Origin of the sequence: Kribbella sp. CA-293567 (genome assembly GCF_027627575.1) — a bacterium.
Taxonomy (GTDB): Bacteria; Actinomycetota; Actinomycetes; order Propionibacteriales; family Kribbellaceae; genus Kribbella.
Genome location: NZ_CP114065.1, coordinates 1,522,742 through 1,537,043, shown reverse-complemented (window position 1 = coordinate 1,537,043; position 14,302 = coordinate 1,522,742). Strand labels below are relative to the sequence as shown.

Annotated in this window: 13 protein-coding genes; 3 read left to right on the top strand and 10 right to left on the bottom strand. The window is 69.1% G+C overall.

Annotated elements, in window-relative coordinates; translation table 11 throughout:
- From OX958_RS07400 to OX958_RS07380, 5 genes are all read right to left on the bottom strand, one after another.
- On the bottom strand, nt 1–954 hold the full coding sequence (locus OX958_RS07400) for an SPFH domain-containing protein (protein ID WP_270136428.1): 954 nt from the start codon (nt 952–954) through the stop codon (nt 1–3).
- Complete coding sequence (locus tag OX958_RS07395) at nt 954–1,247, bottom strand: hypothetical protein (RefSeq protein ID WP_270136427.1); 294 nt, start codon at nt 1,245–1,247, stop codon at nt 954–956. Before OX958_RS07395 ends, OX958_RS07400 begins: the two co-directional genes overlap by 1 nt.
- 330 nt (nt 1,248–1,577) lie before the next feature.
- Nucleotides 1,578–2,216, bottom strand: coding sequence for a pyridoxamine 5'-phosphate oxidase (pdxH, locus tag OX958_RS07390; RefSeq protein WP_333486496.1), 639 nt, complete (start codon nt 2,214–2,216; stop codon nt 1,578–1,580).
- A gap of 10 nt (nt 2,217–2,226) precedes the next feature.
- A complete protein-coding gene (locus tag OX958_RS07385) occupies nt 2,227–4,143 on the bottom strand; it encodes a hypothetical protein (protein WP_270136425.1) in 1,917 nt (638 codons plus the stop codon).
- A 30-nt stretch (nt 4,144–4,173) separates the two neighbouring features.
- Nucleotides 4,174–4,656 carry a hypothetical protein gene (locus tag OX958_RS07380; protein ID WP_270136424.1) on the bottom strand — a complete coding sequence of 161 codons (483 nt, stop codon included), beginning with the start codon at nt 4,654–4,656 and terminating at the stop codon, nt 4,174–4,176.
- Between the two features lie 103 nt (nt 4,657–4,759).
- On the opposite strand from OX958_RS07380, the gene OX958_RS07375 reads away from it, so the two are divergent.
- Nucleotides 4,760–5,887, top strand: a complete 1,128-nt coding sequence (locus OX958_RS07375; protein ID WP_270136423.1) for a citrate synthase 2 — start codon at nt 4,760–4,762, stop codon at nt 5,885–5,887.
- 108 nt (nt 5,888–5,995) lie between these two features.
- Nucleotides 5,996–7,135 (top strand): phosphoserine transaminase, encoded by a 1,140-nt coding sequence (gene serC / locus OX958_RS07370; protein ID WP_270136422.1) that lies wholly within the window; start codon nt 5,996–5,998, stop codon nt 7,133–7,135.
- Between the two features lie 100 nt (nt 7,136–7,235).
- On the opposite strand, the gene OX958_RS07365 is transcribed toward serC, so the two are convergent.
- The 5 genes from OX958_RS07365 to OX958_RS07345 all read right to left on the bottom strand — a co-directional run bounded on the left by OX958_RS07365 (nt 7,236) and on the right by OX958_RS07345 (nt 12,998).
- Nucleotides 7,236–8,342, bottom strand: coding sequence for a hypothetical protein (locus OX958_RS07365; RefSeq protein WP_270136421.1), 1,107 nt, complete (start codon nt 8,340–8,342; stop codon nt 7,236–7,238).
- Between the two features lie 32 nt (nt 8,343–8,374).
- A complete protein-coding gene (locus tag OX958_RS07360) occupies nt 8,375–9,622 on the bottom strand; it encodes a class I SAM-dependent methyltransferase (protein WP_270136420.1) in 1,248 nt (415 codons plus the stop codon).
- 83 nt (nt 9,623–9,705) lie between these two features.
- Complete coding sequence (locus OX958_RS07355; RefSeq protein WP_270136419.1) at nt 9,706–10,071, bottom strand: hypothetical protein; 366 nt, start codon at nt 10,069–10,071, stop codon at nt 9,706–9,708.
- 158 nt (nt 10,072–10,229) lie between these two features.
- Nucleotides 10,230–11,273, bottom strand: coding sequence for a hypothetical protein (locus tag OX958_RS07350; protein WP_270136418.1), 1,044 nt, complete (start codon nt 11,271–11,273; stop codon nt 10,230–10,232).
- Nucleotides 11,274–11,405: 132 nt separating this feature from the next.
- Nucleotides 11,406–12,998 carry an acyltransferase gene (locus tag OX958_RS07345; protein ID WP_270136417.1) on the bottom strand — a complete coding sequence of 531 codons (1,593 nt, stop codon included), beginning with the start codon at nt 12,996–12,998 and terminating at the stop codon, nt 11,406–11,408.
- A gap of 44 nt (nt 12,999–13,042) precedes the next feature.
- Here OX958_RS07345 and OX958_RS07340 point away from each other — a divergent pair, with 44 nt between their 5' ends.
- Complete coding sequence (locus tag OX958_RS07340) at nt 13,043–14,125, top strand: LacI family DNA-binding transcriptional regulator (protein ID WP_270136416.1); 1,083 nt, start codon at nt 13,043–13,045, stop codon at nt 14,123–14,125.
- Nucleotides 14,126–14,302 lie beyond the last annotated feature (177 nt).

The window sequence follows — 14,302 nt, the reverse complement described above, 5'->3', positions numbered from 1 at the left end:
TCAGCGGGGGGTCTGGACCGGGGTCGGGACCGGGATGCTGACGTTGCCGTTCTGCGGGATCACCATGAACTGGATCTTGCCCGACTCGATCGCGGATTTCAGCAGGTAGCCGTTCGCACCGAGCATCGCGACCTGCTGCTTGACCGACTGCAGCTCGACGTTGACCTGCTCGTTCTTCTGCACCTGGGCCTGCCGGGCCAGATCCGCACGCTGCTTGGCCTCCAGCCCGTCGATGATGCCCTTGTCCAGCGGGGTCGGCTTCTGGATGGTGAAGGAAAGCTCGCCACACCCGTTGGTGCCGTTGTACGACGGGCCGCAGAAGTAGTCGCCACCGACGGCGGCCGGCAGCAGCCGGGTGAACTCCTTGGCCGCGGCCGTCTGGAAGGCGGCCTTCTTGGCCTCGTTGTTGTAGAGCTCGGCCCAGGCGTAGTTGGTCCCGACGGCGGCGAGCGCGCGATCGATCTGCGGCCGGAAGTACGACTGCAGCATGGCGTTCCAGCCGCGGTCCTCGTAGGCCTCGGTCTTCAGCCCGATCCGCTCGTGGAAGGACTGAATCACGGCCTGGCTGCGGTTCAGCGTGAAGTAGACCTGCACCCGGACACCGAGCCGGACGTTGTCCTTGCTGACCACGGTGACCTCGTCGGCGTTCTCGGTGTCCGCGCCGGCGCCGCCGATGATGTAGGACCGCTGGTCGATCGGGTAGGCGTAGACCGTGTCGCCGGGGCCGATCATCTTGTTCGTGGAGCCGGGCGTGATGATCGACTTGAACTTCTTGTCCTCGATCACGCCGCCGCCGTAGTGCAGCCCGATCTTGTTCGCGTCGGTGCTGGCGAAGTTGAAGATGTTGAACAAGATGATCACCAGCACCACGATCGCGATCGCGATCCCGATCACTTTGCCCTTCGCGCCGCTCCCCGCGTTCTTGACTGCGGTCGCGTTCCCCAGCTTGGCCATCAGCCCTCGAGCTCCTTGCGTTCGGTCAGTCGCCGGATGTCGGCGAGCGTCAGGTCGGCGGTGACCGCGACGTCACGCGGTACCGACGGATGCGAGCTGAGCGTACGCAGCCCCTGCTCCGCAGCCGCGACCGCCTTCTCCAGCGACCGGACCTCGTGCAGCAGCGCTTTCGTCTCGCTGTGCAGTTCGGTCACGGACCGCTCGGCCAGGACGGCCCGGCGATACGACGACCAGGCGAACCAGACGGTTCCGGCCAGCAAGAGGAGAGCGGGAAATCCGAGCCTGAGGACCATGGCTGTATGGGATCACAGGGCGGCGTTCATCTGTCGGCGAAAAGCGGTTGAACCGGCCCCGATCGCGACGTAGGTTCTGAGTACACGCGAAGGGAGGTGGTCCAACGCATGAATTGCAATCGGACTCGTGAGGTGATGGCGGGCTAGTCCCGTCGAGCCACTTCTGTGGTGGGCATGTGGCTAGCCAGTACGACGCCAGTCACCGGGCCCGCAGGTAGTCAGGAAAGTCCGCCTGACCCTTGGTACGACCACCCGGTCGTGTCCCAGGAAGCGCCTGCGGGTCTTTTTTCATGGTCCAGCGACCTGCCGGAGAGCCGAACCGACCCGGATTCAGGGCTGAAGGCGTTGGAGCTGCCAGGAATCGCCCGACCGCTTGTACTGCAACCGATCGTGGAGACGCCCGACGCGGCCCTGCCAGAACTCGAAGGCCACGGGCTCGATCCGGTAGCCGCCCCAGAAGTACGGCGTGGCGATCTCGGTGCCCTCCGGCCACTGCCGCTCGTACGACGCGTACTGCAGGTCCAGCTCCTCGCGGGAGTCGACCGGCTGGCTCTGCTGCGAGGCCCAGGCGCCCAGCTGGGAGCCGCGCGGGCGAGCGGCGAAGTACGCGTCGACCTCCGCGGAGGGCACCTTGCTCGCGACGCCCTCGACCCGGACCTGGCGTTCCATCGCGTGCCAGGGGAAGACCAGCGCGCAGGCCGGGTTGGCGGCGAGGTCGTCGGCCTTGCGGGACTGCTGGTTGGTGTAGAAGACGAAGCCGCGCTCGTCGAGGCCCTTCAGCAGCACGGTCCGCGCCGACGGCCTGCCGCCGGGGTCGACCGTCGCCAGCACCATCGCGTTGGGCTCGTGCAGGCCCGCCTCGGCTGCCTGCGCCAGCCAGATCCCGAACTGCTGCACCGGATCGGCGTCCACCTGGTCCTCGAGCAACTCCCCCAGGCCGTACGTCTCCCGCATCTCTCCAAGGTCCACGTGGTTGAGCCTAGTGGGGCCGCAATGTCTTGCGGACAGCACGCCAGGCTCGGGTGCGCGCCAGGCGTCGTACGGTCGGGTTGCGGCGTAGGCGGGTCTTCAGGGGGCTCCGCCGGGGTGCGCGCTTTGGTTTCGGCGCGGTCGGGCGCGGAGGCGGCGCCGTGGGTACGGGAGGTCTGGTGAGGTGCTGGTTGACCTCGGCGAGGTGGTCGTCGAAGACTGCCCGCCAGAGAAGTTGGCGTAGAGCAACCTCGTCGGCAGCGGTCGACCGGCCCGCCAGCGACGACTCCCAGAGCTGCTCGATCTCCGTGGCGTCGAAGTCGCCCGACCCGGCCATCAGCAACTGGGCAACCAGTTCGCGGTCGGGCGCTTCACTCAGCCGCTTGACCTGCGCCGGAGGGTGGGGCTGCGCCGGCCCAGGGACGAAGAACGGGATCTCCGCCCACTGCGGAACCAGCTCACGGACCAGCGCCCGGTGGAACTCGTTCGCCAACCGCTGCGGCGCAGTGAGGGAGAAGGCTCCTCTGAAGAAGGCCGGTACCAGCAGCGGCGAGACCACGCCGGTCCGCTCCCCCGCGGTCCCCCACCGCCGCAGCCGCTCGACCACGTAGAAGTAGTCGAGCATCTTGGCGTTCTCGAAACCGCCCTGGATCGCCTCGCGGAACACCTGCTGAATCTGTCCTGTCACCGCCTCCCTGACCGCCGGCGTCGGTCCGGCCACCGGTACGAGCCGCGTGTGCAACCGCGTGGTGAACGCCTCCACCTTCTTCTCCAGTGGACTCTGGTCGACCGTCAGCACGTCTCGCGGGTAGAAGTGTCCGTGGGCGACCTCGCCGCCCGCGCCGCCGATGGCCAGGTGCGAGACGTTGGCCAGCCCGTCCGGCGGGGTGTGGAAGAGATAGCTCGCCGGCCGCAGCCCTTCGCCGTACCGGTGCCAGCGTCTGATCCGCTCGACCACCTCCGGGACCGGCGCGGGCGCTGAGGGCTTGCGAGGTGTGGTGACGCGGTGATCCACCTTGTACGGAAGGGCTTTGACCAACTGCTCCGCGACGCCCAACTCGCCGGGTACGGCGTCGTAGCTGTTGAGCCTCAGGTCCACTCCGGCGGAGAGGAAGGCCGCGGCGACGACTCGCGAGTCCCTGCCTCCGCTGAGATCCACCGTCGGCGTACCGGGCCAGAGCGTGCTCACCGAGCGGGCCACGCCACGGAGGGTCTCCGCTGTCTCCTCGACCAGCCCTGGCGACAGCTCTCCGCCACTGGGACCTGACCAGATGCTCGTGGCATCAATCCTCGTGACGGTACGCCGATTGCGCCGCCCCTCGGTCACGATGCGAGTGGCGCCCGGCACAGCCAGCACCCGGTCGTACGGCGTCGTGTCGCCCATGAACCAGCCACAGCCCGCGGCGTACTGCCAGCCTCTGTCCGCCGCGGCAACGGGTACGTCGGCGAACAAGCAAGCAGCGACAGGGCGGCTGCTCCACACCCAGCCGTCCGCCGTACGTAACTGGAACAGCCGGCCGACGCCCACCGAGTCAGTGAACAGTTCCAGTCGCTCGTCGGCCGGGTCGAGGACCGAGAGCACGAAGGGAGGCGCCAACTCCACCATGCGGGCAGGGTTGGCGAGCACTGCTCTCGCTAGCGGCGCAGCGGCTCGCTGCGGCGCCAAGTCGCCGACGATCGTCTGATAGCCGAGCGGGACGTGCAGGCTGGCGATACAGAGGTCATCGTCGTCACGCCAAGCAGGCCAGCGGTAGTCGGGCTCCCGACGGCTCCAGGTGTGCAGGCCGACAGTGCCTGCGTCACAGCCGTCGCGCTTGGCTTGCCCCTGCCAGAGCCGGCCGTAGTACGTCTCGATCCGCCGTACGCCGGCTGCAGCCTTCTCCGGACCGACGAAGTGGTCGAAGGCATAGGCAAGCAGTGTCTCCATGCCTGCCAGATGCGGCCGGGGCCGGGAAAGTTATCGCGGCGGGTAGTTCTGCCAGCTGCTCGGAGGCGAGTCCTGCAGCCGGGTCGGCCTCCGCCGGGAATCGTCCCTGAGGCGGGTGATCCCCAGCACCAGCAGGAGCACGCCGACGAACATCGTGGAGCCGTCCCACTCGCTGTAGCCCTGGTAACGGGTTCCGGGCAGCTGGAAGATCTTCGCGAACTCGAACGCGTGCCGGATCGGAAGCACCTGGACCGCGAGCCCTACGAACGTCATCAACAGCCCGGCACCGAGCAGCGCCCCGCCGGCGATCGTCCGGATCGACAGCACCAGGGCGAGCGCGGCTCCAGCCGCCAGGATCAGCACCACCCACGGCAGGCTCCTGATGAGATCGCCGTTGAACGTCGCCACCCTGCGGAGCAGGCTCACTCCGGCGTAGGAGACCACTACGGTGGCCAGCCAGCCGGCCACCACGCCGACCACGATTCCCAGTCCGAGCTGCGGTTTCTCGTTCATGTGTTCGAGCGTAAACGCCGAACCGGTCACAGATCTGTCCGCGCGGCGAGGCGGAGAACTATGCTGCCTGAGCGCCTATGTCGGACAAAGGAGTCACGCGGGTATGTCAGATCCAGCTGCATCAGATCGTCGGGCAGAGGTTCAGCACGGTCTCGAGGGCGTGGTCGCCTTCGAAACCCAGATCGCCGAGCCCGACAAGGAAGGGTCGGCACTTCGCTACCGCGGCGTCGACATCGAGGATCTGGTCGGCCGGGTGCCGTTCGAGAACGTCTGGGGCCTGCTCGTCGACGGCGCCTTCACGCCGGGTCTGCCGCCCGCCGAGCCGTTCCCGCTGCCCGTGCACACTGGTGATGTCCGGGTCGACGTCCAGTCCGCGCTGGCGATGCTCGCGCCGGCCTGGGGCCTGCGGCAGCTCTACGACATCGACGACACCCAGGCACGCGACGACCTGTCCCGCGCGGCGGTGATGGCGCTGTCGTACGTCGCCCAGGCCGCTCGGGGCATCGGGCAGCCGATGGTGCCGCAGCGTGAGGTGGACAAGGCGAGCACGATCACCGAGCGGTTCATGATCCGCTGGCGCGGCGAGCCCGACCCCAAGCACGTCAAGGCTGTCGACGCCTACTGGACCTCGGCCGCCGAGCACGGGATGAACGCCTCGACCTTCACCGCCCGGGTGATCGCCTCCACCGGCGCCGACGTGGCCGCGGCCCTGTCCGGGGCCGTCGGCGCGATGTCGGGTCCGCTGCACGGTGGCGCGCCGGCCCGGGTGCTGACGATGATCGAGGGCGTCGAGAAGAGCGGTGACGCCCGCTCGTACGTGAAGGGTCTGCTGGACGCCGGCGAGCGGCTGATGGGTTTCGGGCACCGGGTGTACCGGGCCGAGGATCCCCGGGCGCGGGTGCTTCGGCGGACGGCGCAGGAGCTGGACGCCCCGCGGTACGAGGTTGCCCAGGCACTGGAGCAGGCAGCACTGACCGAGCTGCGCGAGCGCCGGCCGGACCGGGTATTGGAGACCAACGTCGAGTTCTGGGCCGCGATCGTGCTGGACTTCGCCGAGGTCCCGCCGCCGATGTTCACCTCGATGTTCACCTGCGCGCGAACCGCGGGCTGGAGCGCGCACGTGCTGGAGCAGAAGCGCACCGGACGGCTGATCCGCCCGTCCGCGATCTACTCGGGACCGTCGAACCGTCCGGCCACCGAGATCGAGGGCTGGAACGAGAAGTGGGCCTGAGCCTTCGCGGCTGAGACCCGCGGTGGGTGGCGTGCGGGGATGTGGAAGACTGTGAAGTGCTGACAGCGTCGTCGGCGGGAACTCAGCAGACGACGAAGGGAACCGCTGGTGACCAGCGCGAATCCAGGCAACACCGTAATCATCCCCGCAGAGCTCAAGCCCGCTGACGGCCGGTTCGGTGCCGGTCCGTCGAAGGTCCGGCCGGAGGCGCTCGCGGCCCTGGCGACCGAGGGCGCCAGGCTGCTCGGTACCTCGCACCGGCAGGCCCCGGTGAAGAACCTGGTGGCCCGCGTCCAGCAGGGCGTCTCCGACCTCTTCCAGCTGCCCGACGGCTACCAGGTCGTGCTCGGCAACGGCGGCTCGACCGCGTTCTGGGACATCGCCACCTTCGGCCTGATCCGGGAGAAGAGCCAGCACCTGAGCTTCGGCGAGTTCTCGTCCAAGTTCGCCAAGGCCGCGCAGCTGGCGCCGCATCTGGGTGAACCGACCGTGATCAAGGCCGACCCGGGCACCCGTCCGGCCGCGGCCGCCGAGGCCGGCGTCGACCTGTACGCCTGGCCGCACAACGAGACCTCCACCGGCGTGATGGCCCCGATCAAGCGGGTCGAGGGTGCCGACGAGGGTGCGCTGGTCGCGATCGACGCCACCTCCGGCGCCGGCGGCCTGCCGGTCGACCTCAACGAGGTCGACGTCTACTACTTCGCGCCGCAGAAGTGCTTCGCCTCCGACGGCGGCCTGTGGATCGCACTGATGTCGCCGGCCGCGCTGGCCCGGGTCGAGGAGATCACTGCCTCCGGCCGGTGGATCCCCGCCTTCCTGGACCTGGCCACGGCGGTCGACAACTCCAGCAAGAACCAGACCTACAACACGCCGTCGCTGTCGACGCTGTTCCTGATGGCCGAGCAGACGGACTGGATCAACAGCCAGGGCGGCCTCGACTGGAGCGTCGGCCGCACCACCGACTCCAGCAACCGGCTCTACACCTGGGCCGAGAAGTCCGACTACGCCACCCCGTACGTCGAGGACGCCGACGCCCGCTCGCTCGTCATCGGCACCATCGACCTGGACGACTCGATCGACGCCGCCGCGGTCGCCAAGGTGCTGCGCGCCAACGGCATCGTCGACACCGAGCCCTACCGCAAGCTCGGCCGCAACCAGCTTCGCGTCGCGATGTTCCCGGCCGTCGATCCCGACGACGTCGAGAAGCTCACCCAGGCGATCGACTACACGGTCGAGAAGCTCCGCTGACCCTGCTCTGAAGGAGAACAGCCGCCGTCCCGTTGGGCCGGCGGCTGTTCTGCGTTCGCTGGACTTCAGGCGGCTGCGCTGCCGGCTTCAGCCGACGTCGTCAGGCGTTGGAGCGGCGGCGGCCGTGGGGGTTGGGTGGGGGCTGGCCGGTCAGGCGGGCGTTCTCGGCCATCCGGTCGAGGCGCTCGCGGCGGCCGGCGGGGAAGGTCACGAAGGTGATGATGAGCGCGAGCAGGCCGGCGCCGACGACGATCCAGCGGAGGCTGTGGTTGTTCTTGGGAGCGGTGCTCGCGGTGGCTGTGGGCTTCGGGGTCGCCGCGGGGGTGGAGGCGGCCGGGGGCTTGGCGGCGGTTCGTTTGGCCGGTGCGGCCATCTGGTAGACCGGTGAGCTCCTGCCCTCGCTGCCGACCAGGAGGTCGGAGCCCGAAGGACCCACCGCGACCGACTCGCCCTGCGCGACCGGAGTACCGGCTCGTGCGACCAGGGCCGGCTCGTCGCCCCACGTCATGGTGGCGACGTCGATGTAGGTGCGCAGTACGACGGTCTTGCCGTCCGGCATGAACGTTCCGTCGGTGAACCCGTACGGCCCGGCCGGGACGTCGGCCAGCTTGGTCAGCTTGTTGGTGCCCTCACGCGAGGCCGACGCGGGGGCCGCGTAGAACGCGCCGGGCTTCGTCTTGACCTTCGTGACGAAGTACAGCCGCTTGGTCTCCGGCTGGATCAGCAGCGTCTCGGCGTCGTGCGGACCGTCGGGGTACTCGAAGTCGTAGCGATGGAACTTGACGTCCTCCTGGTCCTCGAGCTCGGGCGGCTCGGGGATCGTGTAGACCTCGATCATCTCGCGATTGCGGTTGTTGTCGCCGATGTCGGCGATGTAGATGACGCCGTCACGGTCGACGGCGATCGCCTCGACGTCCTTGACCGGCGCCTTGAACTTGAGCACGACCCGCACCTCGCCGGTCGCGTCGACACCGAACACCCGCGCGGTGTCGCCGGAGTCGTTCACCGTCCACCAGATGCCGTCGTACTTCGCGCTCTTCGCGAGCCCGGACGACTCGTCCACCCGCTGGTCGTCGATCGAGAACAGCTTCTTCGGCGCCCCGGGCGTCGGATCGGCCGCCGTCGAGCCGGTCGCCCGCGGTGCGGCACCCGAAGTGCCGGCGGCACCGGCCGGTGCCGCGGCGCCCGCCAAACTCAGCAGGGTCACGGCCGTCAGGGTCAAGGCGTTGCGCAGCAAGCTCAAAGCACCGCCTCGCGGTCGGGATCAAGAATCAGCGTCGCCAGGTGTGGCGTGACCTGCCACTCGCCGGTCAGCGCCTCGTACTCGGCGCGGACCTGCGGGCCGGCGGCCGCCCCCGTCCGGGCAGCGCGGAGCAGCAGGTTGCGCGGAGTGTGCTCACTGTCCACGAACTGCACCACCTCTACCCGGTAGCCGACCTGTCGGAGCACCGCTGCCCGGAGTGAATCCGTCAGAACATCGGCGAACCGCTCCCGAACGATGCCATATCTGGTGAGAAGCGCGTAAGGCGCCGGTGGTTCGACGCTCTTGAGCTGCTTCTGGATGTCATGGTGACAGCACGGGGCCGCCAGGATCAGCGGAGCGTCCCAGCCGACCGCCCGGGCCAGCGCGTCGTCGGTCGCCGTGTCGCAGGCGTGCAACGCGAGCACGACATCCGGCCGGACCTCGAGCTCGGCGTCGGCGATGTTCGCGTCGACGAACCGGAACCGGTCCTGCCAGCCGAGCGACGCGACCCGCTTGGTGTTCCGCTCGCGCGCCGCCGGAGTGCGATCGATGCCGGTCATCCGCACGTCGTGCCCGGCCGCCGTGAGCAGGTGATACGCCGCCAGGGTGAGGTAGGCGTTGCCACAGCCGAGGTCGACCACCTGCAGCGGCCGGCCCGTCTCGATCCGGCCTGCCGACAACGCCTCTTCCAGCGACGGCAGCAACAGCTTGCAGAACTCGTCGATCTGCTTGTACTTCGACTGCCGCGACGGCTTCACCCGGCCGAGATGGTCGCTGATGCCCAGCTCGATCAGGAACGGCGCGCCGGGGTCGAGCATCCGCTGCTTGGTCCGGTCGTGCGAGGTCTGCTGCTCGTGCTGCTCGGCCTGCCGGTGCAGCAGCGACTTGCCCTTCTTGGTGTACCGCAGGCGCAGCGTCTCGGTGGTCGTCTCGACATGCCAGTTCCCGTACGGCGTGCCGAGCAGTTCGTCCACCACCGAGTCGGCGGCCTCGGCCCCCGCGTTGCGGGTGTGCGCCTGGCGCTCGTCGTACTCCGTGACCTGCAGATGCCGGGTGCCCTTCAGGTCGACATACCGCAACTCCACCCGCTGGTACCGCGGGGCTTCCGCGCCCCGCCGCCGCCCGGATCCGACCGCCCGAACCAGCCCGCCGGGCTCCAGCAACGCAGCCCGAACCGCGGCCCGCGCGACAGACTCCTCGCCCGCGTCGTCCGCCCGCTCATCCGCTTCCTGCTCAGCCTGCATCGCGCCATTGTCGCCGACCCCTCCACGAGATCACAAAACGGTCTCGCCCGGGCACCCCAGGACCCGGGCTCGCGACAGCGGGCTCAGGTGAGTTTCTCCTCCTCGGTGAGCAGGTTGAGGGCGCGCAGGCGCGTCTCGATCCCTCCCGGTTGGCGACCCAGGGCGGCGACCAGGGCGTCCTTGCTGGCGCCGCTGGTGAACAGCTCGGTGAGTTGGTCCTCCTGCTCCTTGGTCCAGCTGCGGTAGGCGTTCGGATACGTCTTGCGGGCTTCCTCGATCCGGCGGCCGAACGAGCGTGCCGCCGGGAGTTCGAGCGCGCGGATGCGGAGCTGGCGGTGCCGGCCGACCTCCTCGCCGTCGCGCCAGAAGACGATGACGCCGTCGTCGAACGTCATCAGGTCGGACGGGACGTCGCAGTAGTCGGCGTCCTCGAGCATCACCCGGACCATGGTCACTCTCCTTCGGTGTTGACGGGCCGCCCGGCCGATGCGGCCGCGTCCGTGCCCTTCAGTGTTCTCACCAGAGAAGATGCCGCGATCCGGCGCGGATCCAGCGACGAATCTCCTGCCTGTGGACAACCCTCGGAGCGGCGATCGCAGCGGCCGGGTCAAGCCGCCGGCGGAGTCGCCTCACGCCGCAGCCGGTCGCTCTCGGCGCCGAGCAGTCCCAGCAGCACCAGGTCGAGCAACATCCCACCCACGGCGGCGAACTGGGTCCCGGCGAACTGGAACACCTGAGTCACCAGCAGCGACACCAGCACCGCCAGCTCGAACAACCGCACCGCCCGAGCCCGGTCCCGGGCCCGCAGCCGCAACCCGCCCCGCACGGTGAACGTTGCCGACAGCAAACTCCCGGCAGCCACCCCCAGTACAGGCAGGTCCGTCAGCAGCCGCCCGTCGTCGAGCCTGATCCCGGCCGCGATGAGAGGAGCGCCGATCGCCTGCACCGCCAGTACGACGATCGCCATGGTCGGCGCCATCGGGTGGGTCGCCAGCCGGTCGAAGCCCCGCTGCAGCGCCTGCCAGGCCGCGTCGACCGGCGCGGCAAGCTCCACCTCGTCCGCCGGACAGGCCGCGAGCAGCGCCCGCGCCTCCCGCCGCCCGGCGACGTCCGGACCGACTGCCCGAAGCTGCTCGGAGGCGTGAGCGCGGCGGCGCCGGGAGAGCCCGCCGGCGACGCCCTCGACGGCGTTGTCGACGACGTTGGCCAACTGCTCCCGCTCGTCGATCGGCCGCCGGTTGCTGACGAACCGGGAGCCGAGCACGATCAGCACGAACACGACGTACACGATCGCGGCGGTCGGCTGGTAGAAGTAGTTGTTGTCCGAGGTGACGAACTTGCCGACCTCGTCGATGAACAGCCCGAAGCCGATGCCGCCCACCAGCGCGGCCGCCGGCCGCACCACCGGGCCGACGTACGAGAGCAGCAGGTAGATCGCCAGCAGCATCAGCAGCCCACCGGGCAGTACGTGCGCGATGTGCAGGCCCTTGCCGCCGAGCTGCGGGTAGCCGCTCAGCCCGAGGATCAGCCGCGTGATCAGGACGGTCGACACCCCCGCCACCACGAAGGTGGTCAGGTGCTCACCGTTGCGGACGTTGCGGACCAGACCGGCCCGCAGCAGGTACGACGACCGCTCGCCGGCGCCGGTCATTTCACCAGGGCAGCGATCACCACGATCGCGACCAGCGCCGCTAGTACGACAGAGGTGACGAGCCGTCGGGTCCGGGGGTCCACCGACTCAGGTTAGTGGACCCGCATCCGGGCGGTCAGGCCAGTGGGTGGTTCAGGCCGGCTTCGGTACCGCGATGAGCGGCTCCGGGCGGTGTACTCCGCGGGGGCGGTAGCCGAGGACGTCGGAGAACCCCAGGTAGTCGGTGAGCAGCCAGATGATGGCCAGCCACATCTCGGTGCCCTGCAGGCCGGGGACCGCCCGGTCGTCCGTGCCGTCGGGAGCGAACGCGAAACCGGCACCGTCCACCCAGCGGTCCAGGATGGCGTCCAGCATGCGCTCGGCCCAGCGGCGGCCGTCCGCGCGGCCGAACTCGGTCTGCTTGCCGGCCAGCCAGAGCGGATGGATCACGTCGAGCACGTTGCAGGCGTTGAAGCCGTCACCGGTGAAGACGCGGTGGTCCTGCGAATGAGCGAGGAGGGTCCGGATCGCCGCTTCCGGATAGGGCAGCGGCAGCCCGTACTGCGCGTAGGTGCCACGGGTCAGGCGGTAGAAGCCGTTGACGACCTGCAGCCAGCCGTCGTCAGGGTGTGGTTGCCCCCACATCCCGGTGCTCGGGTCGGCGCGGGCCGTCAACCAGCCGAAGAGTTCGAAGAGACGACCGGAATCGCTTCGGTGGTCGAGGTTCCAGGCGATCGCCGTGCCGACGGAGTCGATCGCGGCACCCGCGCTCCAGGCATTTCTTGCCCAAGGCAACGCGTCGTACCGGTCCGTGGTGAGGTCCAGCGGGATTGGTTGCTCGAAGCCACTGCCGAGCAGCTGGAGGGCATAGCCGACACAGAGGACGTGGTAGCTGCCCTGGCCTTCCAGGACGGAGATTTCGGCGCCGCGCAGGCGCTCGACCAGATCGGTGGCCGAGTGGCCAGGCGGAGTACGCCGGAGCAGCAGGTCGGAGATCTCGATGGCGTCGCACCATGGGCGGATCGGCTCGTCCCCGAGACCGGGCCGGTCCGTGAACCGTTCGCCGTCGAAACATCTGTCGAGCAGTTCGACTGCCTGGTGCCGGGCTTTGCTCGCCAACGCGGCTGCCCTGGCGGACAGGGAAGCGGTCGCGGTGGGTGCCATGGTGGCGCGAGGAGTGCGGCGGTCGCGGAGTTTTCGGGCCGGGTTGCCGGCGACGACCGACCACTCGTCGACGTTCTTGGTGACCACCGCGCCGGCGCCGACGATGCTGTGGGAGCCGATGGTGACGCCGTCGAGGATCAGGGCGTTGGAGCCGATCCAGACGTCGTCGCCGACGGTGATGCCCTGCGAGGTATGAGGCTGGCGGTGGATCGGCTGGTCGGGCGCGGTGCCGTGGTTGAAGGCGAGCAAGGAGGTGTGGGCGCCGATCCGGACGCCGTCGCCGAGAGTGATCCGGCCACGGACGACGGCGAACGGGTTGATGGTCGAGTCGGCGCCGATCGAGATCTCGCCGGTCAGGTAGGCGTGGGCCGCGACGTACGAGCGCTCCCCCAGCCGCAGTACGTCGCAGAACACCGCGGCGCTCTCCGCGACGAACGTGTCAGCGGCGAACTGCACCGTGCCGGACAGCTCCGACTGCCGCTCTGCCTGGCGTTGCCGCTCCGCCCCCGACGCGCCTCCGGCGTACTCCCAAGGCAGGAAGTCGAGGCGGTGGGCGCTGGGACGTGACTCGGACGACGTCATGGGATAACGCTATCCAAGTTTCCGGCGCTGCTAACGTTCGGCCCATGCGGGGAGGGAGCGACGAGATCGCGGACGAAGAAGTCATCAGCAGCGGCGGACGCCGGAGTCAGCGCGTCACGATCAGCGACCTGGCACGCCGTCTCGACATCTCCAAGGCGTCGGTCTCCTACGCGCTGAACGGCCGCTCCGGTGTCAGCGCCGAGACCCGCCAGCGAGTGCTCAGTCTCGCCGCCGAACTGGGCTTCCACCCGAACTCGGCCGCCGTCGCGCTGTCCGCGAGCCGAACCAGGACGATCGGCATCGTGATCGCCCGCGACCCGGCACTGATCTCGACCGAGGCGTTCTACATGCGCACTCTGGTCGGCATCGAGCAGTACCTGAACGAGGTCGACTCCTCGCTGCTGCTCCGCCTCACCGGCGAGCAGGGCCAGGATCTCGACGTACTGCGCCGCTGGAGCCGGCAGGGCCGGGTCGACGGTTTCATCCTGTTCGACGAGCACAACGACGACCCGCGCATCCCGGCGCTCAAAGAGCTGGGCGTCCCCTGCGTGGTGGTCAGCTCCAACGCCCCGGACGACGGCGTCGGCCGGCTGATCAGCTCCCCGGAGCAGACCGTGCACCTGCTGGTCGACCACCTGCTGGAGCTGGGCCACACCGACATTGCGCATGTCAGTGGACCGTTCAGCTTCGTCCACGAGCAACTACGCGTCCAGCTGCTCAAGGAGCACGCCGAGCGGAGCGGTATCCGGGTCACCCATTACGAAGGCAGCTACCGGTACGAGGACGGCGCCGCGCTGACCCGTCAGGTGCTGGCCACCGAGAACCGGCCGACCGCGCTCGTGCTGGGCAACGACCTGATGGCCGTCGCCGCGCTCCGCGTGGCGGTCGAGCTCGGCACCGCCGTACCGGAGGAGCTGTCGATCCTGGCCTGGGACGACTCGCCGCTGTGCGAGCTCGCCCTCCCCGGCATCACCGCTGTCGACCAGCAGAACATGGAGCGCGGGCGGATGGCCGCCGATCTGCTGTTCCGGATCGCGGCCGGTGAGTCGGGGCTGCACTGGGAGACTCCTGCCGGCGTGCTGCACGTACGCGCTTCGTCGGCCGCGGCACCCCGTAGTACTCGCTGATCCAGCCGTAACTGGATCTTGCGCAATCGTGCGCGAGAAGCGACATATTGCGTGAGTAACCTGCATCACACCGGGTACCGGATCACGGTGACATAACGAAGCGACCCGAACTGAACCGGTTAGGGTTCCGATACTTAACCGGTTAGGCCACTATGGGCCGCACCTGCCTCCGCTCTC